The sequence below is a fragment of the Methylobacterium sp. Leaf111 genome, assembly GCF_001423285.1.
Classification (GTDB): Bacteria; Pseudomonadota; Alphaproteobacteria; order Rhizobiales; family Beijerinckiaceae; genus Methylobacterium.
Genome location: NZ_LMNE01000002.1, coordinates 15,932 through 38,359 on the forward strand (window position 1 = coordinate 15,932; position 22,428 = coordinate 38,359).

Consider the following 22,428-nt stretch of genomic DNA (forward strand, 5'->3'; position numbering starts at 1 on the left):
ACGCCCTCCGGCCGTACCGACCGCCTGACTGGCTCCCGCCGGCCGTGATCCCTGCCCCTGTGCGCCCGGTCCCTGAAGCGGGACGGCCGGTGCCGCTTGTGGCTGCGGTCCTGAATTCTGCGGCGTCGCCGGCGTCTGCGGCTGCGCCCTTGTCTGGGTCTGGGCCGGTGGAGTCGCCTGCGCTGTCGCGGCGGTGCTGAGCGTGCTGCCCGCGCCGATCGCCGCGAGTGCCAGGAGTGCGAAGCCGATCGCCGGCGTCAGGATCGTGTCTCGATGCATCGTGGCGCGACGGTCCTTGGCCGGTGGCAACGCGCCCGCCGGGATGGATGGGGAGGATAAGGCATGGCGGGCGCTTGCCAAGGTGCAACCGTGGCGCCCTCCCGCCTCGTCCTCCGGCGAGGTGCCGCACCTCCCGAGAGCGGGAGGGGGCGTCAGGCTTCCGGCGCCTCCACGATGGGATCGTAGCGGGATGCGTCGAACCCGAGCAGGTTCCAGCTCTGCGCCATATGCGGCGGAAGCGGGGCCGTGACGTCCACGGGCTGTCCCGTCCGGGGATGCGGGATCACGATCCGTCGCGCGAGGAGATGCAGCCGATTCTGGATGCCGCCGGGCAGCTCCCAGTTCTCGATGCTGAAGTATTTCGGGTCGCCCACGATGGGATGCCCGATATGGGCGGCGTGCGCGCGCAACTGATGGGTGCGCCCGGTCACCGGCTTCAGTGACAGCCACGACAGCTTCTGGGCCGCGTTGTCGACCATGGCGTAATACGTCAGGGCGTGCGCGGCGCCCTCGTCGCCGTGCTTGGCCACCCGCATGCGCGCATCCGCGTCCGTGGGCTCCTCCTTGGCGAGGTAGGTCGAGATCCGGCCCTGCGCCACCCGCGGCACGCCGGCGGTGAGGGCCCAGTAGACCTTCCGGGCCGAGCGCGAACGGAAGCTCTTGGCCAGGGTCGCGGCGGCCAGCCGCGTCTTGGCCACGATGAGGCAACCCGCGGTGTCCTTGTCGAGTCGGTGGACGAGGCGCGGCTTCTGCCCGTCCTTGCCCGTCAGCGCCTCCAGGAGGCCATCCACGTGCCGCACGGTGCCGGAGCCGCCCTGGACCGCAAGGCCGAAGGGCTTGTTCAGGATCATCATCTCGGCATCCTCGTAGAGGATGAGCGAGCGGATGAAGTCGGCGTCCGTGGCGTCCTTCGCGGCCGAGCGGGGACGCTCGCTCTGGGCCTCGAGCTTGAGCGGCGGCACGCGCACACTCATGCCCGGATCGAGCCGATCGTTGGGCTTGGCGCGTTTGCCGTCGACCCGGAGCTCGCCCTTGCGCACGATGCTCTGGACGCGCGTGAAGGGAAGCTGGGGAAAACGCGTGGTCAGGAAGCGGTCGATCCGCATCCCGGCCTCGTCCTCCTCCACCGTGAGGGTCTGGACGCCGGAGGCCAGGGTGGCGGAGGCGGCCGCGCGCTGCTCGCGCCGGGTCGGTCCCTCCGGCGCCGGTGCGGTCTCGCGCGAGGCCGCGCCCGGGCGACGCGCCGGCGCGGGACCGGCCGGCGCCGGTCGCTCGGCGCGGGTGCGCGGCGCCCGCCGGGGGGCTTCGGTCACGGTCTCGAAGCCGTCCTGGGGGCCGGCCTCGCGGTCGCTCGCCTCCTGGCCGGGGCGCCAGGGGGCGTGCTTGGCCGCGGCATCGCCGCGCCCTTGCGCCGCGCGCTGGGCGGCATCGAGGGCGCTGGTGCGCGGCCCCGTGCGCTCGCGGTCCGGCCGCCGGAAGGCACCCGGTTTGCCCGGCCGGGGGGAGCGGCCGGGCGGTGCGCCGCGGCCCGTGCCGGCGCCCTTGCGCCCGGAGCCGCCGCGTGAAGGTGGTCGTGTGGTCATGGCCTGCTCGTAACACCCACGGGCGCCACGACAAAGGGCACACGGAGCGTGTCGCCCGACCGGGTCGATCTTTCTGGGCTCCGATCGGCCTCAGGCCGCGCGCCGGGCCGCCTCGAGGGTCAACCCGGTGCCCACGGAGCCGAAGGTGTCGCCATCGACCACGCGGGCGTTCGGGACGCCGGCGGTCAGGGCGGCGCGGACATGGGGCAAGCCGGTGGAGCCCCCGGTGAGGAACAGGGCGTCGATCCGGTCGGCCGTGAGGCCGGCTTGCGCGAGGCATCGGTCGATCCGCTCGGCGATCCGCCGCGCGAGTTCGTCCGTATGGACGACGAGGCCCTGCCGGTCGATCTCGGCCTCGAGCCCCGCCTCGACCCAGTCCAGGGCGATCCTGCCCTGACCGGCCTCCGAGGTCGCGATCTTGGCGCCCTCCACCTCCATCGCCAGGGAATGCCCGCGCTCGGCTTCGACGACGGTGTGGAGCCGCGCCAGCAGGTCGGGACGCTGCGCGTCGCGGCGGACCTCCTCGATCTCGCGCAGGGTCTTGGCATTGTAGAGCCGGTTGATGCTCGACCAGGTGGCGAGGTCGTGGAAATAGCCCGTGGGGACATCGATATCGCCCCGCGTCATCGCGCTGCCGAGGCCGAGCAGCGGCATCACCGTGCCGAGGCTCAGCCGACGGTCGAAGTCGGTTCCGCCGATGCGCACCCCGTCATTGGCCAGGATATCGCCGCTGCGATCGGGTTGCGCATGCCGCTCCGGCGAGAGGCGCACGATGGAGAAGTCCGAGGTGCCGCCGCCGATATCCGCGATGAGGGCGATCTCCTCCGCGCGGACCTGCTGCTCGTAATCGAGGGCGGCCGCGATCGGCTCGAACTGGAACGAGACGTGGCGGAAGCCGATGCTGGTGGCGATCGCGCGCAGGGCCTCCTCGGCGCGGGCATCGCCCTCCGGATCGCCGTCGACGAAGTGAACCGGGCGGCCGTGGACCACGGTATCGAGGACGCGGCCGGTCTCGGTCTCCGCCCGCGTCTTCACGGCCGCGAGGTAGCGGGCGATGACGTCGCGGAACTTGATGCGCTCGCGCCCGACGGGGGTCGTCTCCTCCAGGAGGGACGAGCCCAGCACCGACTTGAGGCTTCGCATCAACCGGCCCGGCGTTCCCTCGAGGTACTCGGCCATGGCGGCCCGCCCGACGAAGGGCGCCTGCCCCGGCGGAAAGAAGATCGCGCTGGGGATCGTGACGTGCCGCCCCTCCAGGGGCACGAGCTGCGGGCGCTGTCCGGTGACGAGGCCAAGGGTGGTGTTCGAGGTGCCGAAATCGAGGCCGCAGGCCGCCATGAGGATCTCCGGACGTCAGGTCCGCTGGTGGAGGGGCCGCCGGCCTACAGGCTGACCCGCGTCCGGTCCACCGTCCGTGAACCCGAAACGACGGACCGCGCCGGCGCGAGGCGGTCGGCGAACCGAGCCGGGCGGCGGTTTCGGCGACGGCCTCGCCGCGCGCCGGTGCACTTCGGCCGCCGCCGCGAGCGCCGCGCGGACAGGGCGGCGATCGCCCGGCGCAGGCGTCTCAGCCCTCTCCGAGATACCGGAGCCGCAGGTGAGCCATGAAGTCCTCGGCGCCGAGGGGTTTGCCGGTGGCGGCGACGAGCAGGTCGTCGGTCTCGAGCAGGGAGCCGCGGGCGTGGACGGCCTCTCGCAGCCATCCGCGCAGGGCCGTGAAATCGCCCCTGGTCAGATCGGACGGCAGGCCCGGCCTCTGGTCCCGAGCCGCGCGGAACAGCTGCGCCGCCGCCATCGCGCCGAGGGTGTAGGTCGGGAAGTAGCCGAAGCTTCCGCTCGGCCAGTGGATGTCCTGCAGGCAGCCCAGCCGATCATCGGGGACGGTGAGGCCGAGGAGATCGCGCAGGCCGTCGTTGAAGGCACCCGGCAGGTCGGCGAGCGCCAGATCGCCCGCGATCATCGCGGTCTCGAGTTCGTAGCGCAGGAGGATGTGGGCCGGATAGGTCACCTCGTCCGCATCGACCCGGATGAAGCCCGGCGCCACGCGCGTGTAGCACCGGTAGAGGTTCTGCGCGCTCCAGGCGGGTCCCTCCCCACCGAAGGCCTCCGCCAGGATCGGCGCGAGATAGGCGCAGAACTCACCCGAGCGACAGGCTTGCATCTCCACCAGCAGCGACTGGCTCTCGTGCAGGGTCATGCCGCGGGCCGTCCCCACCGGCTGGTGATACCACGCGGCGGGCAGGCCCTGTTCGTAGAGGGCGTGGCCGGTCTCGTGCAGCACGCCCATCAGGGCGCCGGTGGCATCGGCGGCATCGTAGCGGGTGGTGATCCGCACATCGTCGGTGGCGCCGCCGCAGAAGGGGTGGAGACTGACGTCGAGCCGGCCCCGCTCGAAATCGAAGCCGACGGCGCGCATCAGCCGTTCCCCGATCGCCTTCTGCGCCTCCACCGGAAACGGGCCGGTCAGGGGCAGCGGGGCCGGCTCCCGCGCCTGACGCGCCTGAACCGCCGCGATCAGATCCGGCAACGCAGCGCGCAGGTGGGCGAACACCGGATCGATCGTCGCGCGGCGCATCCCGGGATCGTAGCCGTCGAGGAGGGCGTCGTACGGATCGAGGCCGAGGGCGGACCCCTTCGCCGCGCCGACCTCCCGCTGCAGGCGCAGGGTCTCGCCCAGGGCCGGCGCCAGCATGGCGAAATCGGCGCGCGCCCGCGCCTCCCGCCAGATCATCCCCGACTGGGACGACGCCTTCGAGCTCGCCGCCACGAGATCGGCCGGAACCGCGGCGGCATGCAGATAGGCCCGGCGCATCTCCCGCAGGTTCGCCCGTTCCCACGGCCCGAGGCTCGCGACGTCGTCGAGGGACCGGGCGATCAGGTCGCCGGTCTCCGGGGCCGTCAGGATCTCGTGGCCGATGACCGCGAGCTGGGCGAGCTGCTCGGCCCGCATGTCGGCCGCACCCGCGGGCATCAGCGTCTGGCGGTCCCAATGGAGAAGCCCCGCGGCGTCCCCGAGGGCGCCGAGGCGCGCGAAGCGGGCGGAGAGGATCGGATAGGTCTGCATGCTGGCTCGAAGGGACCTGCTGGATCGTGGCCTGGGCACGGAGCGTGACCGAGGACCGCTGGGACGTCGGTCCGGGGTGTCACGCACCCGGCGGCGCGGCGAGACCGGAGACGCGAATCCCACCATGGCGGCCACCCGGTTGCAAGGCCGGGCCGCGCGATCGCGCAGCTCCGGCGCCTCGCGCCGAGCCGAGACGTCGGACGCCCCGCAAGACTGGCCGCCGGCCCGGCCAGACCAGATCTGCCCCGGCCTGGGCAGTTAAGACGGCGTTAGCGGACTCGGTCCAGTTTGAGCGACATGGAACCCGTGCCCTGCCCGCTCAACGACGACTCCGCCGCCTTCGATTTCAGCGCATTCCCGCTGGCGCCGAGCGGCGCGGCGCCCGCGACCTCCCGGGCGGCGGCTGTCCCGGACGTGCCCGCCCGGATGCTGGCCGGAACGTCGGCCGGCTCACGGCCCCATTCCCTCTTTCAGACGCTGCTTCCCTGGATCGGCGGTCAGGTCGCTGCGGCCATCGGTCTCGGCACCTGCCTCGCGCAGGCGATGCCGCCCGTCTCCGCCAAGCCGTTGCCCACCGACGAGATGGCCTTCGCCCTGCGCGTCGGCGATCCGGCGGAGTTCACGGGGCCGGTCCCGAGTGCGATCCGGGACGGCTTTCATCTGCGCCTCGTCTCGAGCGACTAGATTTCCCTCGTCTGCCTGAGGCAGCGGGCGCGCGACGCGTCGCGAACTTTCGACGGAGGAGACGCGGACTTCAGTCCTCGTCGGCGCGTCGCTGCCGGCGCAGGGCTTCCCAATGGGCCAATCGCTCGGTGTAGCGCTGCTCCATGCCGCGATCCGTGGGCGCGTAGAAGTGCTGGCGCCCGAGCTTTTCCGGCCAGTAATCCTGGCCCGAGAAGGCGTCGGGCTCGTCGTGGTCGTAGCGATACCCCTCCCCATAGCCGATCTTGCGCATCAGCTTCGTGGAGCCGTTGAGAATGGTGCGGGGCGGTGGCAGCGAGCCGTGCGCCTTCGCCACCCGCGTGGCGGCCTTGTAGGCCTCGTAGACCGCGTTCGATTTCGGCGCGCAGGCGAGGTAGATCGTGACCTGGGCGAGGGCCAATTCCCCCTCCGGCGAGCCGAGGAAGTCGAAGGCGTCCTTGGCGGCGGTGGCCACCACGAGGGCCTGCGGGTCGGCCAGCCCGATATCCTCCACCGCCATGCGCACGAGGCGGCGGGCGATGAAGAGGCGGTCCTCGCCGCCGTCAAGCATCCGGCAGAGATAGTAGAGCGCCGCGTCCGGGTCGGAGCCGCGCACGGTCTTATGCAGGGCGCTGATGAGGTTGTAGTGCCCCTCCTGCGACTTGTCGTAGATCGGCGCGCGGCGCTGGATGATCGCCTGCAAGTGCTCCGCGTCGAAGGTCTCGCCCGGCTTGGCCGAGCGCCAGACCTCCTCGGCGAGGGTCAGCGCGGCCCGCCCGTCCCCGTCGGCCATGCGCACCAGAACGCCCCGCGCCTCCGCGTCCAGGGGAAGCGGCTGGCCGGTCAGCGCCTCCGCCCGCACCAGCAGCTTGGCGACGGCCGCGTCGTCGAGCGCCCGGAAGAGAAGGACGCGGGCGCGGGACAGGAGGGCGGCGTTCAGCTCGAAGGACGGGTTCTCAGTGGTGGCGCCGACCAGGGTCACCGTGCCGTCCTCCATCACGGGCAGGAAGGCGTCGAGCTGCGCCCGGTTGAAGCGGTGGATCTCGTCCACGAAGAGCAGGGTTCCCCGCCCCATGGCCCGGCGCCCGCGCGCCGCGTCGAACACCTTCCGGAGTTCCGCGATGCCGGAGAAGATCGCCGAGATCTGCTCGAAATGCAGGTCGGTCTCGTGCGCCAGGAGCCGCGCCACGGTGGTCTTGCCGGTGCCCGGCGGTCCCCAGAACACCAGCGAGCCGAAGGAGCGGGCATTGAGGAGGCGGGTCAGGGCCCCGTCGGGCCCGGTCAGGTGCTCCTGCCCGACCACCTCCGCCAGGGTTTTCGGACGCAGGGCATCCGCGAGGGGACGGGGGGCGGTGTTGGCCAAGCCGGCGGAGGCGAACAGGTCGGACATCGGCGCATCAAAGACGCGGGTGTCCGCCGCCCGCAACCGGGAAAATCGCGGCCTCCCCTGCCGGCTGGGCCATCAGCCCCCGAACATCGAGGTCATGACCTCGCCGCCGCGGTTGATCGAGACCTCCCACATGTTGAGGCTGTTGCGGGTGATCCGTTCCAGGTCCTTGGTGGTGGCGATCGGCATGCCGTTGATGGCGACGATCATGTCGCCCTTCTGCAGGCCTGCGCGCGCGGCGACCGAGCCTTCGTCGATGCTGGCCACCGCGACCCCGTCCGACGGGAAGTCGGCCTGAAGCTCCTCCGCCACGGCGGGGGACGTGTTCACGAGGGTCGCGCCCAGGAAGGGCGAGCGGGTGCGCACCTTGAGGGTGTCGCGCGGACGCGTCTCCGGCGCGGGGCCGAGCTTCACCGCCACGGTCGAGCGCCCGGTGCCGCGCAGGATGCCGAACTGGGTCTGGCCGGTGAGTCCCTTCAGGGCGAAGCGGTAGCCGAAGGCTTCCGGGTCATCGACGCTCTTGCCGTCCACCGTGAGGATGAGGTCGCCGCGCTTGAGGCCGGCCTCCTCCGCCGGGCTCTTGACCTGGAGGCTCGCCACCAGCACGCCGGTGGGGTGATCCAGGCCCATGCTCTCGGCGATGTCGGGCGTCACGCTCTGCACGCGGGCGCCGAGCCAGGGACGCCGCACGGCGCTCGCCCCGCCCTTGGCGGTCTCCACCACGGCGCGGACCATGCTGGCGGGGATGGCGAAGCCGATGCCGTGGCTGCCGCCCGATTGCGAGTAGATCGCGGTGTTGATCCCGACCAGTTGGCCCTGGAGGTTGACCAGGGCACCGCCCGAATTGCCGGGATTGATGGCCGCATCGGTCTGGATGAAGAACTGGTAGTCGGAGGAGCCGACCTGCGTGCGCGCCAGCGCCGAGACGATGCCCTGCGTCACCGTCTGCCCGACCCCGAACGGGTTGCCGATCGCCATCACGAAGTCGCCGACTTCGAGGGACTCGGAGTCGCCGAAGGCCATCGGGCTCAGCCCGCCGGACGGGCTCTTGATCTTGACCACGGCGAGATCGGTGCGGGGGTCGCGCAGCACGATGGTGGCTTCGAACTCGCGCCGGTCGGCGAGCGCGATGCGCACTTCGTTCATGTTCTCGATGACGTGGTTGTTGGTGATGACGAGGCCGGATTCGTCGACGATCACGCCGGAGCCGAGGGACTTCTGGGCGCGTTCGCCCGGCGCGCCCCCGCGCCCGCGTCCCGCGCCGTTGTCACCGAAGAAGCGCCGCATGAACTCGTCCATGGCGCTGCGGCTCTGACCCCGCGTGTCCACGTGCGAGGCATAGACGTTCACCACGGAGGGGGCGGCCCGCTTCACCACCGGGGCGAAGGACAGTTGCACCTGGCCCTTGGCGAGGGGCACCACCTTCTCCGGCGCCCCCGGCTCGGGGACCGCCGGCGACTTCATCATCTGTGCCGTGGCGGGCGCGGCGGCGAGCGTCGCGGTCAGCAGCGGGACGAGCAGAAGGGACGTGCGCGGCATGGGAACTCCCGGGACGAGGGCGCGGCGGCCCTGCCCCGGTCTGGGACGGCGCCGCGACGGATTCCCGGATATCTAGACGCGTCGAGCCGCCGGCGCGAGGGGCGCCGGAGCCGGATCTTTCAGCGCCGGCCGATCGTGCCGGTGAAGCGGCTCGCCCGCTTGGCGAGGGCCGCGAAGCAGCTCAGCGACGCGTCGGCGGCGCGCTGCATCTCGGTGACCTGGAGGCGGATGGCATCGGCCGGGGTCTTGGCGCCCGAGAGAGCCTGCCAGTGGGCCACCGCCGCGGCGCCCTCGCCGCGAAGATAGGTGAGCACGGTGGTGTTCACCTCGCCGAGTTCACCCATCACCTCGGAGATCCGCGGCGACTTTGCGAGGTCCGCGAGCTTGCCGAAGGAAGCCTGGGAGCCTTCGAGGACGGGCCGCGCCGCCGGCAGGGGCTCGGCCATGGTCGCGGGCAGGGTCTGAGCGATGGTCTCCACGGCGTCGGTTGCGACTTCGACAGCATCGGTCGCGGCCCGGACCGTCTCCCGCCCGCCTTCGCCCGGTGCCGCCGTCTCTTCCGGGACCACGGTGAGATCCTCGACGCGTTCGGAGGTCTCGGTCGTCGCGGTGGCGGACTCGGTCACGACCGGGACCGGCGTGCCGTCGCTTCCGGCTGCCGCCGCCAGAGCGTCCGGGGACACGCCTTCGAGGAGCGCGTCATGGAGGTTCGGCGCATGGTCCGACCCCGATGGATCGTTCGGGTCACCCATCTCGACGGCCTGCACGGTGTCGATGTTCATCGGTCCATCCTCCTGGCTGCCGGCGGTCTGCGGGAGCGCTCCGGCTCGGTCCTGCGCTTTGGAGGGGGGTCTGCGCCGTCTTGCCATGGCTTCTGTCTCCTTGCCGCTTCGAGGGGAAGAATAACCCGAAACGGCGGGATGTCTGCGGGGCGCCGCGCGGGCGGGCGGCACCCCGAGGCGCTGAAGGGGGCCGGCCGCGCGTTTCGGGCCTTCGGCCGGGTTCAGGCGGAAGGGCGCAGGGTGTTCTGAGCCAGGGCGCCCAGATCCTTGGCCTGGGCCTGCAGGGTGGCGATCTGGCTGCGGATGAATTCGCCCTGCAACGCCATCGCCTCGCGGACGTCGCGGGTCCGGACCAGCTTCTGGGCGAAGTCGAAGGTCGCGGCGGCATTTTCCTGAGCCTGGTCGAGACCCTTCGCGACGACGGTCTGCATCGACTCCTGCACCGACTTCGACGTCGTCTGCATCTGCTCGGCCGTCTTGACCGCGGTGCCGATGAAGGTGCTCACGGCGGTGCGGGCCTGATCGACGCTCTTCTCGGCGAAGGCGCGCATTTCGGCGGGGATTTCGAAGGTCTGACCGGTCATCTCGCTTCTCTCCAGGCTGCACCGACTCGTTCGATGCATTGCGGGGAATCTATGTTGCGATGCAACATGGGCGTCAAGATCATCGGTCTGGAAAGATGCAGAATTTTGCCAACTTTCTGCGCCGCCTTCAAGCCGCCGAGGCAGCCGCGTCCGCGGGCAGCCGTTCGACGGCCCGGGTTGCGAGAATGCGTTCGTAGACCGCGATCAACGCATCGGTATGAACCCCCAGCGTCATCGGGCTTGCCCAGTAGCGGGCATGCGCGGCGGCGCCGAGGCTGGCCGTGCGTGCGTCGTCGTGGAGCGTCGCGGCCGCCCGGGCCCAGGCCTCGAGCTCCGGCGAAACGGAATAACCGTTCACCCCGTCGAGGATCTTCTCGGACGCTCCGGATCGGTTCGACGCCATCACCGGGATGCCGTTGGCCAAGGCCTCGTAGACCGTCAGGGGCCCGGTCTCGTACCAGCGGGACGGCGCGGCGATCGCCCGGGCCCGGCGGCGCAGGAGAGACCAGACCGCGTCCGGCGCCTGCCAGCCCACGAGTTCGACCCCGGGGCGCGCACGAAGCTCGTTCTCCAGGGGACCGGTGCCGACGAACAGGGCCGGAAGCCCGGCGGCCCGCGCGGCGTCCGCCACGAGGTCGACGCCCTTCTCACGGGTCAGGCGGCCAACATAGGCCAGCGCATCGCCCCGTGCCGGATCGGCCGGCACCTGCTTCGTGACGCGCACCGGATTGTCCACCCGGTGATGGGTGACCGCCAGACCCTCCAGGAGCGTACCCATCCGCGCCACGCTCGCGTCGCAGACATGGATGACGTCGAGGCGCTGCCGCTTCAGGGCCGCGCGCAGGGAGACCGAGCGGCCGACGCGCACCAGCTTGTGGAGCCGGCTCCGGCCGTCGCAGGGTGCTGCGAGGCAGGCGGCCGAGAGAGGCTTCAGAGCACAGGGCTCGGCCCGGTCGAAGCGGTAATAGACCCCGTTCGGGCAGGCCAGGAAGTAGTCGTGCAGGGTCGTCACGACCGGGAGACCGCGCGCGAACAGCGCCGGGAAGACGCTGGGCGACAGGCTGCGCGTCCATTGGTGCAGATGGATCAGGTCCGGCCGCACCGGCAGCGCGTCCAAGGCGGCGCCGAGACGGGCGGCGGCCTCCGCGTCCCAGAGCCCGTTGAGCGCGGCGCGATGCGCCGGACGCTGCCAGATGTCCTTGTTGCCGAGGCCGATCCGGCGGATGCGGGGATGGTCGAGGAGGTCATCCACCGGCCCGTCGATCGCCTGGATGTAGGTCACGTCGAGTCCGGCCTCGGCGAGGCCCCGTGCCGATTCGACTGCCACCTTCTCGGCACCGCCGCTCGCCACCGCGAATTCCGCCAACACGACGATCTGCATGGGAGGTCCGAGACTGTGCCGATGCCTGAGGAATTCGCAGCGGACGACCCGACGACCACCGCAAGAACCGGGATTTACCGGAGATCAACGTACGTTCGGTAAAGATCGGGGAAGACCTCGTCGCTGGCCGGGACAGTTCACCATGCACCTCGTCCTTGTCGTGGACCACGCCTTCATCAACGGCGGACAGGCCAAGGTGGCCCTGGATGCGGGGCTCGGGCTGCGTGCCCGCGGCCACAGCGTCACGGTGTTCGCCGCCGTCGGCCCCGCCGACCCTCGCCTGGAGGCGGCCGGCATCCGCGTGGTCTGCCTCGGCCAGGACGACATCGGCACGACCCGGAACAAGCTCGCCTTCGCCGCGCAGGCGATCTGGAACCGTCCGGCCGCCCGGCGCCTGGCGGAGGAACTGCGCGGTCTCGACCCGCGCGACACCGTGGTCCACGTCCACGCCTTCGCCAAGGCGCTCTCGCCCTCGATCGGGCGCAGCCTCGCGGCGTCCGGACTGGCGCTGCTCTATACGATGCACGAGTTCTTCCTCGTGTGCCCGAACGGCGGCTTCTACGAGTATCCGGCCGCCCGGATCTGCCACCGCACGCCGATGTCCCCGGGCTGCCTGACCACGAACTGCGACGCCCGCAGCTACCCGCGCAAGCTCCTGCGGGTGGTGCGCCACCTCGCTCTCGAGCACGTGGCCGGCCTGAAGGCCCTGTTCCCGCACATCGTCACCCTCAGCGCCCTGCAGGAACGGGTCGTCGCCCCCCATCTGCCGAGCGCGACCCGCTTCCACAGGGTCGACAACCCGATCGCGGTGGCCAACGCGCCCCTTCGCTCCGGGGCGCCGGGCGATTTCCTCTTCGTCGGGCGCATCTCCACCGAGAAGGGGGCGCCGATCTTCGCCGAGGCGGCCCGCCGCGCCGGCGTTCGCCCGGTCTTCGTCGGGGACGGGCCGGCCCGCGCCGACCTCGCGGCGCGCTATCCCGAGGCCGTGATGCTGGGCTGGCGCGACGAGGCCGGCGTCCAGGCCCTGATGCGGCAGGCCCGCGCCCTCGTCTTTCCGAGCGTCTGGTACGAGGGACAGCCCCTCACGGTCTACGAGGCCCTCGCCTGCGGCGCGCCGGTGATCGTCAGCGACGCCTGTGCCGGCCGGGAGGCGGTGGAGGACGGCGAGACCGGCTTCTGGTTCCGCTCCGGCGACCCGGACTCGCTCGCCGCGCATCTCGTGCGACTCTCCGACGACGGCCTCGCCGAGCGCATGAGCCGAGCGGCCTACGAGCGGTACTGGGCGGCACCGCTGACGTCGGATGTGCATCTCGACCGGCTGATGCAGGTCTACGACTTCGTCCTGCGCGAGGCCCGAACCGCGGGCGCGCCGGCCGGCCGCGTCGCCACGCGCTCTCAGCTTCCGGCCGTATCCTGAGACAGCGGCCGAGATCCATCGACCGCGATGGACTGGCCCGATGGGGATGTCTCAGACCCGGGAGGGCGTTCTGGCCGGCCTGTCGACCCTTGGGTGGACCGATCCGGTCATCGGGCCCGGATCCCCCATGGAAACCCCACGCGCCCCCGGCGTTGTTTCGGACGACGTGCCGAAGAAGGCGCTGAATCCCCGAACCGAAGGAGTGCCCGCATGGCCGATCACCAGAAGACACCGGAGAGCGACACGATCTCCACCACGGGCCAGGCCGCCCCGAAGGGGTCGGACAAGAACCGCCCCGAGAACCAGAAGGGCGAACTCGACGCGCGCCTCGACGAGGCGCTGGAGGAGACCTTCCCGTCGAGCGATCCCGTCTCGGTGAAGGTGACCAAGTAGCGCGACCTCGACGACACCCTCTTTGAATACCGGAACGCCGGGGCGATCGGATCCCCCGGCGTTCCGGCGTCGGAGTGCGAGGCTCAGGCGGCTTCGAGCAGGCGGCGGGCGATGACCTGCGCCTGAATCTCGGCGGCACCCTCGAAGATCGAGAGGATGCGCGCGTCGCAGAGCACGCGGCTCACGGCGTATTCGAGTGCAAAGCCGTTGCCGCCATGGATCTGCAGAGCGTTGTCGGCCGCCGCCCAGGCCACGCGGGCGCCCAGAAGCTTGGCCATGCCGGCCTCGAGATCGCAGCGCTTGCCCTCGTCCTTCTCGCGAGCCGAGAAATACGTCAGCTGGCGGGCGATGTTGATCTCCACGGCCATCATGGCGATCTTGTCGGCCACGCGGGGGAAGTTGATCAGAGCCTTGCCGAACTGCACCCGGTCCTCGGCGTAACGCAGACCAAGGTCGAGGGCGTTCTGCGCCACGCCGATGGCGCGAGCCGCCGTCTGGATGCGCGCAGATTCGAAGGTCTGCATGAGCTGGGCGAAGCCCTTGCCCTCGACCTCGCCGAGGAGGTTGCCGGCAGGGACCTCGAAGTTGTCGAAGGCGAGTTCGTACTCCTTCATGCCGCGGTAGCCGAGCACATGGATCTCGCCACCGGACAAGCCCTGGACCGGGAACGGCTCGGCATCGGTGCCGCGCGGCTTCTCGGCGATGAGGAGCGACAGACCCTTGTGGCCCTTCTCCTCCGGCTTGGTGCGCACGAGACAGGTCATGATGTCGGCGCGCACGGGGTGCGTGATCCAGGTCTTGTTGCCCGAGATCTTCCAGACGTCGCCGTCCTTGACCGCCTTGGTGCGCAGGCTCGCGAGATCGGAGCCCGTGTTCGGCTCGGTGAACACGGCGGTCGGCAGGGTGTCGCCCGAGGCGATGCCGGGCAGGAAGCGATGCTTCTGCTCTTCGGTGCCGCCGCACAGGATCAGCTCGGCGGCGATCTCCGAGCGGGTGCCGAGGGAGCCGACGCCGATATAGGCGCGCGACAACTCCTCGGAGACCACGCACATGGAGATCTTCGGCAGGCCCATGCCGCCGTACTCCTCCGGGATCGTCAGGCCGAAGACGCCGAGCTCGGCCATCTTGGTGACGATCTCCATCGGGATGTAGGCGTTCTGGCTGTGCCACTCGTGCGCGTGCGGCACGACCTCGGCGAGGCCGAAGCGACGCATCTCGGAGCGGATCGCCTCCATGTCCTCGTCGAGACCGGACTTGCCGATGGTGGCCGAGCCGCCGTTGTCACGGATCCGGGCCACGAGGGCAGCCCGGTTCTCGGGGGTGTTACCCTCGGCGATCAGGGTCTCCACCGCTTCGGTGCGGAACTTGGCGACCTCGCGCGCGCCAAGGCCGAGGGAGCCTGTCGGCCGCACCATCTCGCCCTGGCTCATCGGAATGCCCGAGAACATTTGGTCGAGGTACTCGCCGAGACCGATCCGGACGAGGAGGCTCTCGGTCTCGCCGAACTCTCCACTCTCCGTCAGACGCTGCGCGTACGCGCCGAGCTCACGCACGCCCTCGGCATAGGTCGCGATCCAGGCGAGACCATGCGTGGCGTGCTGCTGGGTCTCCATCTTCTCGGCCGAGATCTTGCCCTCGTCCGACAGGATCGTGGTGCGCACCCGCCGGGTCGCCTCGGCGACGAGGGCTTTGGCGGCCTCGGCCGCCTCGCGGGCCAGGGTCACGAGGTCCTGCGGTTCGGTCGAGACGACGGGAGAGGCTGACATGGCAAACTCGCTGGCAAAGGAACGATACTTTGCAGTCCATTATAGGCAGGTTCGTCGCCCCTGTAGAGGCGTCTCGCCGCACTGCGGCACTATCCCGCCTGAATTCATTATCCGTGGGCGTGAAAAACCCTGATTTCTCTTTGCTAACCAAGGGATGATGAATTTTATTGAGACGCCTCTCAAAGAAAAAGTCACCGCCTCACCGGCGGGGGCTCATCCGCGACTGGCCAGAGCGACACCGAGGGTGGCGATGGCCATGCCACTCATCTGGACCGGCGCGAGCGACTCTTCGAACAGGAGGTACGCCATGACAGCCGAGACCGGCGGTACCAGGAACAACAGCGACGCGACACCCGCCACGGCGCCGCGCTTAATCAGCATCAGAAGCAGGAGGATGCCACCGACGGAGTTGACGAGGACCGACCAGGCAAGGCCGAGCCAGAGGGGCGTGGAAGCATCGAATCCACCCGTTCCGAACAGGAGGGCGATTGGAACGGCAAGGAGTACGGCGCCCGCGAACTGAATGGCGGCATTGCTGAGGAGATCCGCACCAGCCCCATGTCGCTTCTGCCAGAGGGTTCCGCCGGTCATCGCCACCATCGCGAAGAGGCAAGCAGTCAGGGCCGGAACCGGGATGCCGGCAGGATCCGAGGCGCCGATCTTCGGTGCCAGGACGAGAAGCGCACCGGAAAAGCCGATGCCGATACCGAGCCAGCGCCGCCGGCTCACGGACTCCCCAAGGACGCGACCTGCCAGGCTCGCGGTCAACAGGGGCTGCAGGCTGCCAACGAGGGCAGCGATGCCGGACGGCAAGCCATGCTGCACCGACCAGAACACGCCGATGACGTAAACCCCCTGCATCAGCACGCCGGCGAACGCGGCATGGAGCCAGCCGGTGCGGTCGCGTGGCCAGCGAGCTCGGAGCAGGAGTGCCAGGGTCGCCAGCACCAGCGCGACGGCAACGACCCGGATTGCCACGAAGGTGAAGGCCTCGGCATGGGGAGCCACGAAGCGGGCCGCGACGAAGCCCGTCGCCCAGATCAGAACGAACAGGGCGGGGACGAGGAACGGAGCGGGCGCGGGCATGATGGCGGCCACGCATCACAGGGTCGCGATAAATTCAAGCGGGTAGAGCGCCGCCTCGCGCACAGGACGTTGCGCGAACCGGTCGCGTGACGTTTAGAAGACACGCCCGCCTGCCCCGTTCGAGGACGAACCCCCGCCCCGTGAGACGTCTCCGCAAACCTTTCGAGATCGCAGGCGTCGCCGCCCAGCGTTTCGTCGCCCATGACGGCTGGGCCATCGCCAGCCACATCGCCCTCTCGAGCCTGACCGCGCTGTTTCCGTTTCTCATCCTGCTCGCCGCCCTGGCTGGTCTGTTCGGCACGAAGTCGCTCGCCGACGAGGCCAGCGTCCTCATCTTCGATGCCTGGCCGCGCGAAGTGGCCAAGCCCATCGTCAATGAGGTGCACCGGGTGCTGACCGAGCAGCGCGGAGGCGTGCTGACCCTGGGTGCCTTGCTGGCGCTTTACTTTTCCTCCTCTGGGGTCGAGAGCCTGCGGGTCGGGTTGAACCGTGCCTACGGCCTGCGCGAGGTACGGCCCTGGTGGCTGACGCGTCTCGAATCCATCGGCTATGTTGTCTGCGGTGCCTTCGCCATGCTGGCCTTCGCCCTCTTGGTGGTGCTTGGCCCCCTGATCTGGCGCAAAGTCATCAACGTGGCGCCGGGGCTCGAGCCCCTCAGCCTGACCGTCGCGATCGGACGGATCGGAATCACGGCCTTCCTGCTCCTCACCGTACTCGTGATCGCTCATAAGTTTGTTGCGACAGGGCGCCGCTCCGTCCTGGCGGTGGTCCCCGGAATCGCGGTGACCTTGCTGCTGTGGTTCCTGGCCGGCCTCGGTTTCGGCTACTACCTCGACCGCTTCTCCAACGCCTACGCCTCCACTTATGGCGGCCTCGCCACTGCGATGGTGTTCCTGGTCTTCCTGTATTGGCTGGCCGCGATGTTCCTGTTCGGTGGCGAGATCAATGGCACCGTCATTGCAGCGCGACGCGTGCGGCTTCAGGCGCGGATGCAGGAGAAGCAGGCCCGGGCTCGGGGGCTCTGAGTCTGTACTGCTTCATCTGCGCGCAGGGCGCGCGATGACATCCGCCTGTGACCCTGGCGGCCTAGTGTCCCGGTTCGGGCACGGGCAGTGATGGCGCAAGCGGCGGCGCGGCGGCCGGCCCGGGGGAGCTTCGATGCTGATCAGGTTCGGTTGCGAGATGGGCTATGATTTTCCGCAGCCGACGCCCGTCATCGCCCGCCTGAACTCCTATCCGGTGAACGGCTTGGCTGCCGTACCGCCGGACGTGCTCACCCTCGATCCACCGCTGCCCCTGCGCACCTTCCGCGATGTCTTCGGCAATCGGACCGTGCGCTTCATGGCTCCCGCCGGTGCCCTGACCCTGAGCGTGCATGCGGAGACGGAGGACGACGGCGCCCTCGATCCGGTGGTGCCGGAAGCCGAGGAGCACGCGGTCGAGGATCTGCCGGAAGAGGCGCTGCCGTTCCTCGTAGCGAGCCGCTACTGCGAATCCGATCTCCTCTCGAGCGAGGCCTGGCGGCTGTTCGGGGACCTCGAGCCCGGCTGGTCGCGGGTGCAGGCGATCTGCGACTACGTCCACGGACACATCACCTTCGGCTATGGGTATGCCCACGTCGACCGCACCGCTGCCGATGCCTTCGCAAGTCGGCGCGGCGTGTGTCGCGACTATGCTCACCTGTTCGTCGCCTTCTGCCGGGCCCTGAATATCCCAACCCGCTACTGCACCGGCTATCTCAGCTTCATCGGCGAGCCCGAGCCGCATGCCCCGGGGGACTTCGCCGCCTGGACGGAGGTCTATCTCGGTGGCGCCTGGCACGTCTTCGACCCGCGCAACAATGCTCCGCGCCGAGGCCGGATCCTGGTGGCCCGTGGGCGCGATGCGGCGGACGTGCCCCTGACCCATACCTTCGGACCGAACCGCCTGACGAAGTTCCGGGTTTGGGCGGAGGACGGCGCGACGTCCGCCGCGGCGGATTGATCGCCTGCACCTGAAGACGCCGCATCGAGCGGGACGCGGATACCGTTCAGACGCAAGCGCAGCGTGAAGCCATAACTTTCAGGGTGCCGTCTAAGTCCTTGGCAAGACAACCAAAAGCCCTCGTCCAAGAACCGGCGAGGGCTTTTGGTTGTCGATTTGCGCTGCGCGGATCACGCCGCGAGCGGCATGCCTTGCGGCTCGGACCCCGCCATGAACTGGGCTCGCGCGAGATCGGCGAAGCGTCCGTTCTGAGCGACGAGCTCGTCGAAGCTGCCCGATTCGACGATCCGGCCCTCATGAAAGACGAGGATGCGGTCGGCGTTACGGATCGTCGCCAGGCGGTGGGCGATGACGAAGGTGGTGCGACCTTCCATCACGGCCTCCAGGGCACCCTGCAGCTTGCGCTCAGTGGTGGCATCGAGGGCCGAGGTGGCTTCGTCGAGGATCAGCACCGGCGGGTTCTTGAGGAGCGCGCGGGCGATGGAGAGGCGCTGGCGCTCGCCGCCGGAGAGCGAGCGTCCGCGCTCGCCGATCACCGTATCGAGGCCGTCGGCTTGGCGGGCCATGAACTCGGTGGCCTGAGCCCGCTCCAGGGCGTCGAGCATCTCGGCATCGGTGGCGTCCGGGCGGCCGACCTGCAGGTTCTCGCGGATCGAGCGGGCGAACAGCATCGGCTCTTGGAACACAACACCGATGTTGTGGCGCAGGCTGGACAGTCCGATGTCGCGGATATCGCTGCCGTCGATGCGGATGGCGCCGTGGTCCGGGTCGAAGGCGCGGTGCAGAAGGCCGAGCGTGGTCGACTTGCCCGAACCGGTGGTGCCGACCAGGGCGATCGTCTCGCCAGCCCGGGCTATGAAGGAAACATCTTCCAATGCCTTGCGGCGAGCGTTGTACGAGAAGCCGACGCCTTCAAAAGCGACCTCACCGTCGAAGCGCGTGACGTGCTGGGCACCCGGACGGTCGTGGACCGCTGGTGTGGTGTCCAGGATTTCGAAGAACTCGTCGATCTTGGGCATCTGCTGGAACAGGCCGTTGATGCAGGTCGCAACCTGGTCGAGGCGCGAGACCAGCATGGTCGCGAGGCTCATGAAGGCCACGACCTCGCCGACGCTGGCCTGACCGTGCTGGTGCAGGGCGATGCCGGTGATGAAGATCGCCGTCATGGTCAGGGTCGCGGAGGCGCGGGTGGCAACGTTGGCGAGCGCCCACCAGGACAGAACCGGGATCTGCGCGGCGAGCAGGTTGCGGATGATGTCGTGCATCGCGTCCTTCTCGGCCTTGGCACGGGTAAAGGATTGGATGACGGCGACGTTACCCAGCGCGTCCGAAGCGTGCTCGGCCAGGCCCGACTGGTAGGCCTCGACCCGGCCCTGCAGGGTCTCGGTACGACGCATGACCATCGTGGTCAGGGTCGTGAAGGCCAGCACGAGCACAACCAGGATCGAGCCGAGCTGCCAGTTCACGAACAGGGTCATCGGCAGAAGGACGATCAGGGAGACGAAGGCCACGAAGTGATCGCGGAAAAAGCCGAGCCAGAGCCAGAACATGCCGTTTGAGCCCTCCAGCATCGCCTTCAGGACGCGACCGGAATGGTTCGAGGAGTGGAAGGCGAGCGGCAGCTCGAGCACGTGCTCGAAGTAGTTGGCCATGGCGGTCAAACGGTTGCGGTGGGCCAGCCGGTCCGCGTGCAGGGCGATCGTCACGCCGGCCGCGATGGTGAACAGGCCGAAGGCCACCCAGGCGCCGATCAGGGGCGCCAGCGTCGTGAAGGCGTTGGTGCTGCTCTTGAGGTGGGTGAGCTGGTCGATGATGCGGCCCATCAGAAGCGGCTCGGCGAACGCCGCCACCGCCAGGGCCACATTGGCGCAGGCCAGGACCGCCGCCAGACGGCGGTCGGAGCCCAGAAGACCCATGACCCGTACGTAAAGACGAACCAACGACATGATACCGTGTGCTCCGATCCCTGACCGGGTTGCGCGAACGCGTCCCGGCGGAGGCCGCCAAATCCTTGGCGTTGCGTGCCTTATGCGGAGCGCTCCCTGAACGGTGCATGACGCGAACCCCTCGGGTTTGGCCAGAGTCCGGCGGTGTTTTTTACGGTTCGTTCAACCTGAATCCGTAACGGTGGGGACGGCGCCTCGTCGTGCGGCGCCAACGCGGCATGCGGGCAGCCGCTCAGGCTCGAGTGATCATGGATCTCGCAACCGGTATCGGCCTCGTCGGCGGCTTCGCCGTCGTCTTCGTCCTGATCATGATCGACGGCGGCAACTTTGCCGCCTATTTCGACAAGCACGCCGTCATCGTCATCTTTGGCGGCGCCACCGCCGCGACGATGATGCGCTTCCCCTTCTCGACGATGATGCACGGGCTCCCGATGGGCCTGCGCTACGCCTTCTCGATGCGCGCCATCAAGCCACGCGACCTCATCGAGGAGATCACCAAGATAGCCGACGTGGTGCGGAAGTCCGGCCCGATGGCCTTGGAAAACATGGAGATCTCCGATCCCTTCCTGGCCCAAGGGGCACGCTACATCGCTGATGGTTATGACCGCGAGTTCATCCGGGACACCATGGAGCGCGACCGCGACAACTTCCTCATGCACCTCGACGAAGGCTCGAAGATCTACCGCGCCTTCGGCGACTGCGCCCCGGCCTGGGGCATGATCGGAACCATCCTCGGCATGGTGACGATGTTCGCCAACATGTCGGACCCCTCGAAGCTGGGCCCGGCTATGGCGACTGCCCTCCTCGCCACCCTCTACGGCGCCCTGATCGCCAACATGATCACCCTGCCGCTCGCCGACAAACTCCACGTGAAGCTGGAGGAGGAGGATGTGTCGCGCTCGCTTATCATCGACGGCATCCTGCTCATCCGCGACGCCAAGAGCTCCTCCCTGGTGCGCGAGATGCTCATCGCCTACCTCCCGCACAACCACCGCGACGAACTCGTGGCCGAGCCGGCGTGATGGCGCGCACCCGCATCACGCGCGACGGCGCCGATGGCTAAAAAGAAGCGCGGCGGCGCGCATGGCGGCCACGGCTGGTTCGTGACCTTCGCCGACCTGATGGCGCTTCTCATGAGCTTCTTCGTGATGATCGCCGCCTATTCGACCCAGGACCAGAAGAAGATGCAGGCAGTGGCCGGCTCCATGCGCGACGCGTTCGGCGTCAACAAGGAGTCGCGCTTTGCTGGCATCATCGAGAAGGACGGCCTCGCCCACGCCGACAAGGTCAAGTACAAGCGCGACATTCCCCCTGACCTTGCCTCCGATCACACCACCCCGCCCGCGGTCGACGGGAACGTTGACGAGGGTATGCCGGACAAGGGCTACCCGGACGGCGCCGGTCTCGCGGCAGCGAGTCTGCGTCAGGCGTTGCAGGACATGCCCGAGGTCGCCGAGCTGTCGAAGAACATCATCGTCGCCCCCTCGCAACGCGGGATCGACGTGTCGATCGTCGACCAGGATGGCGCCTCGATGTTCCCCGATGGATCGAGTCGGCCCAATGCCCGTACCCGACGCCTCTTGGAGCGGATCGCCGGGACCTTGCGCAAGATGCCTAATCGCATCGCCATCACGGGCTACACTGCGACGGAGAGACCCGGAACGCGACTTCTCGCTCCGCCTTGGGAGCTTTCGGCCAATCGCGCGATCAGCGTGCGCGAGATCCTGGCCGGCAGCGGCGTACCCGATGACCGTTTCGCATCCGTGACCGGGAAAGCCGATACGGAGCCGCTGTTTCCGGACAATCCCTACCTCCCGGCCAATCGCCGGGTGACGGTGACGCTCCTCAGCGAAACGTCACCGACGCCTCGCATGAAGAACTTTCCCTGAGCCGCCGAGCCTGCGCCTCGTGCACCGTCCGGCCTGACGGCTGGCTCGATCGAGAGGCGTCATCGGCAACGGAAAAGTTTTTCTCGCCTAGCCATCCGGGGAGGCCTCCCTCCCCCCACCCCCCGGAAAACGCGCTCGCAGTCTGACGTCCGGTGGCTGTGCCAGCTTCCGGCCGGGACAGGCTATCCCTGGATAAAGCCTACTGTGCCAATAGGAGGGCCCAATAGACCTTGTACTTCGATCCTGGTGCGTAGGCGGTGGCGATGCCCATACGCTGCACACCGGGCGCCAGCATCGCTGCGTTGTGTGCCGGACTATCGCGCCACCCGGAGAACGCCTCGGCCAAGGTGTGATACCCGGCCGACAGGTTGGCCTCTGCTGACTCGAAGCCGAGCCGCTCGACCGCATTTTTGACGGTCTGAGCCCGGCTCGGTCGATCGGCGGCGGCCATAGAGGCCGCCTCCGCCTCCGCCAGCTTCTGCAAGTCAGGATCAAGGCGCAGGGGCCCTGCGCCCTTTCGCGCGCGGTAGGCCGAGATCATGTCACGTGCAGTCGCCGTATCGACCTGCGCCGACTGCGTCGTCATCGGCCAGTAGAGGCTGGGAAGCGTAGAATTTACAGGCTCCGGGGTAGCGCAGCCGGTGAGCAGAGTCAGACCGCCGGTCATC

19 protein-coding genes are annotated in these 22,428 nt (G+C 69.2%); 7 read left to right on the top strand and 12 right to left on the bottom strand.

Translation table 11 applies throughout. The annotated features are described in order from the left end of the window. Positions 1–431: 431 nt before the first annotated feature. From ASF41_RS04575 to ASF41_RS04585, 3 genes are all read right to left on the bottom strand, one after another. Positions 432–1,862 (bottom strand): RluA family pseudouridine synthase, encoded by a 1,431-nt coding sequence (locus ASF41_RS04575; protein ID WP_056491288.1) that lies wholly within the window; start codon positions 1,860–1,862, stop codon positions 432–434. A gap of 90 nt (positions 1,863–1,952) precedes the next feature. Then, complete coding sequence (locus ASF41_RS04580; RefSeq protein WP_056491289.1) at positions 1,953–3,200, bottom strand: Hsp70 family protein; 1,248 nt, start codon at positions 3,198–3,200, stop codon at positions 1,953–1,955. A 229-nt stretch (positions 3,201–3,429) separates the two neighbouring features. After that, complete coding sequence (locus tag ASF41_RS04585) at positions 3,430–4,926, bottom strand: carboxypeptidase M32 (protein WP_056491292.1); 1,497 nt, start codon at positions 4,924–4,926, stop codon at positions 3,430–3,432. A gap of 297 nt (positions 4,927–5,223) precedes the next feature. On the opposite strand from ASF41_RS04585, the gene ASF41_RS04590 reads away from it, so the two are divergent. Then, on the top strand, positions 5,224–5,610 hold the full coding sequence (locus ASF41_RS04590) for a hypothetical protein (RefSeq protein ID WP_056491294.1): 387 nt from the start codon (positions 5,224–5,226) through the stop codon (positions 5,608–5,610). 70 nt (positions 5,611–5,680) lie between these two features. Here ASF41_RS04590 and ASF41_RS04595 read toward each other — a convergent pair whose 3' ends face one another. The 5 genes from ASF41_RS04595 to ASF41_RS04615 form a co-directional block, all read right to left on the bottom strand. Further along, on the bottom strand, positions 5,681–6,997 hold the full coding sequence (locus tag ASF41_RS04595) for a replication-associated recombination protein A (protein WP_056491389.1): 1,317 nt from the start codon (positions 6,995–6,997) through the stop codon (positions 5,681–5,683). A gap of 72 nt (positions 6,998–7,069) precedes the next feature. After that, on the bottom strand, positions 7,070–8,533 hold the full coding sequence (locus ASF41_RS04600; RefSeq protein ID WP_056491298.1) for a Do family serine endopeptidase: 1,464 nt from the start codon (positions 8,531–8,533) through the stop codon (positions 7,070–7,072). Positions 8,534–8,652: 119 nt separating this feature from the next. Beyond that, positions 8,653–9,315 carry a hypothetical protein gene (locus ASF41_RS04605; protein ID WP_056491300.1) on the bottom strand — a complete coding sequence of 221 codons (663 nt, stop codon included), beginning with the start codon at positions 9,313–9,315 and terminating at the stop codon, positions 8,653–8,655. 221 nt (positions 9,316–9,536) lie between these two features. Beyond that, positions 9,537–9,899 (bottom strand): phasin, encoded by a 363-nt coding sequence (locus ASF41_RS04610; RefSeq protein ID WP_056271717.1) that lies wholly within the window; start codon positions 9,897–9,899, stop codon positions 9,537–9,539. Positions 9,900–10,026: 127 nt separating this feature from the next. Next, complete coding sequence (locus tag ASF41_RS04615) at positions 10,027–11,280, bottom strand: glycosyltransferase (protein ID WP_056491301.1); 1,254 nt, start codon at positions 11,278–11,280, stop codon at positions 10,027–10,029. A gap of 142 nt (positions 11,281–11,422) precedes the next feature. On the opposite strand from ASF41_RS04615, the gene ASF41_RS04620 reads away from it, so the two are divergent. Beyond that, on the top strand, positions 11,423–12,697 hold the full coding sequence (locus tag ASF41_RS04620) for a glycosyltransferase family 4 protein (protein ID WP_056491302.1): 1,275 nt from the start codon (positions 11,423–11,425) through the stop codon (positions 12,695–12,697). A gap of 210 nt (positions 12,698–12,907) precedes the next feature. Next, positions 12,908–13,090: a hypothetical protein gene (locus ASF41_RS04625; RefSeq protein ID WP_056221130.1), complete on the top strand. Its 183-nt coding sequence runs from the start codon at positions 12,908–12,910 to the stop codon at positions 13,088–13,090. An 83-nt stretch (positions 13,091–13,173) separates the two neighbouring features. Here ASF41_RS04625 and ASF41_RS04630 read toward each other — a convergent pair whose 3' ends face one another. Together ASF41_RS04630 and ASF41_RS04635 are read right to left on the bottom strand one after the other, a co-directional pair. Further along, entirely contained in the window at positions 13,174–14,856 is a 1,683-nt protein-coding gene (locus ASF41_RS04630; RefSeq protein ID WP_056271708.1) for an acyl-CoA dehydrogenase family protein, read from the bottom strand. A 213-nt stretch (positions 14,857–15,069) separates the two neighbouring features. Continuing rightward, the gene (locus tag ASF41_RS04635; protein WP_056491395.1) at positions 15,070–15,942 is read right to left on the bottom strand and encodes a DMT family transporter; all 873 of its coding nucleotides are present in this window, start codon (positions 15,940–15,942) and stop codon (positions 15,070–15,072) included. Positions 15,943–16,082: 140 nt separating this feature from the next. Between ASF41_RS04635 and ASF41_RS04640 the strand changes: the two genes are divergently transcribed. Together ASF41_RS04640 and ASF41_RS04645 are read left to right on the top strand one after the other, a co-directional pair. After that, positions 16,083–16,967 carry a YihY/virulence factor BrkB family protein gene (locus ASF41_RS04640; protein ID WP_056271704.1) on the top strand — a complete coding sequence of 295 codons (885 nt, stop codon included), beginning with the start codon at positions 16,083–16,085 and terminating at the stop codon, positions 16,965–16,967. A gap of 133 nt (positions 16,968–17,100) precedes the next feature. Further along, positions 17,101–17,925 carry a transglutaminase family protein gene (locus ASF41_RS04645; RefSeq protein ID WP_056491303.1) on the top strand — a complete coding sequence of 275 codons (825 nt, stop codon included), beginning with the start codon at positions 17,101–17,103 and terminating at the stop codon, positions 17,923–17,925. A gap of 170 nt (positions 17,926–18,095) precedes the next feature. On the opposite strand, the gene ASF41_RS04650 is transcribed toward ASF41_RS04645, so the two are convergent. Beyond that, on the bottom strand, positions 18,096–19,871 hold the full coding sequence (locus tag ASF41_RS04650; RefSeq protein ID WP_056350040.1) for a glucan ABC transporter ATP-binding protein/ permease: 1,776 nt from the start codon (positions 19,869–19,871) through the stop codon (positions 18,096–18,098). A gap of 248 nt (positions 19,872–20,119) precedes the next feature. Between ASF41_RS04650 and ASF41_RS04655 the strand changes: the two genes are divergently transcribed. Together ASF41_RS04655 and ASF41_RS04660 are read left to right on the top strand one after the other, a co-directional pair. Continuing rightward, a complete protein-coding gene (locus ASF41_RS04655; RefSeq protein WP_056221112.1) occupies positions 20,120–20,893 on the top strand; it encodes a motility protein A in 774 nt (257 codons plus the stop codon). A 33-nt stretch (positions 20,894–20,926) separates the two neighbouring features. After that, entirely contained in the window at positions 20,927–21,760 is an 834-nt protein-coding gene (locus ASF41_RS04660; RefSeq protein WP_056271697.1) for a flagellar motor protein MotB, read from the top strand. A 199-nt stretch (positions 21,761–21,959) separates the two neighbouring features. On the opposite strand, the gene ASF41_RS04665 is transcribed toward ASF41_RS04660, so the two are convergent. After that, complete coding sequence (locus ASF41_RS04665) at positions 21,960–22,427, bottom strand: CAP domain-containing protein (protein WP_056491307.1); 468 nt, start codon at positions 22,425–22,427, stop codon at positions 21,960–21,962. Position 22,428 lies beyond the last annotated feature (1 nt).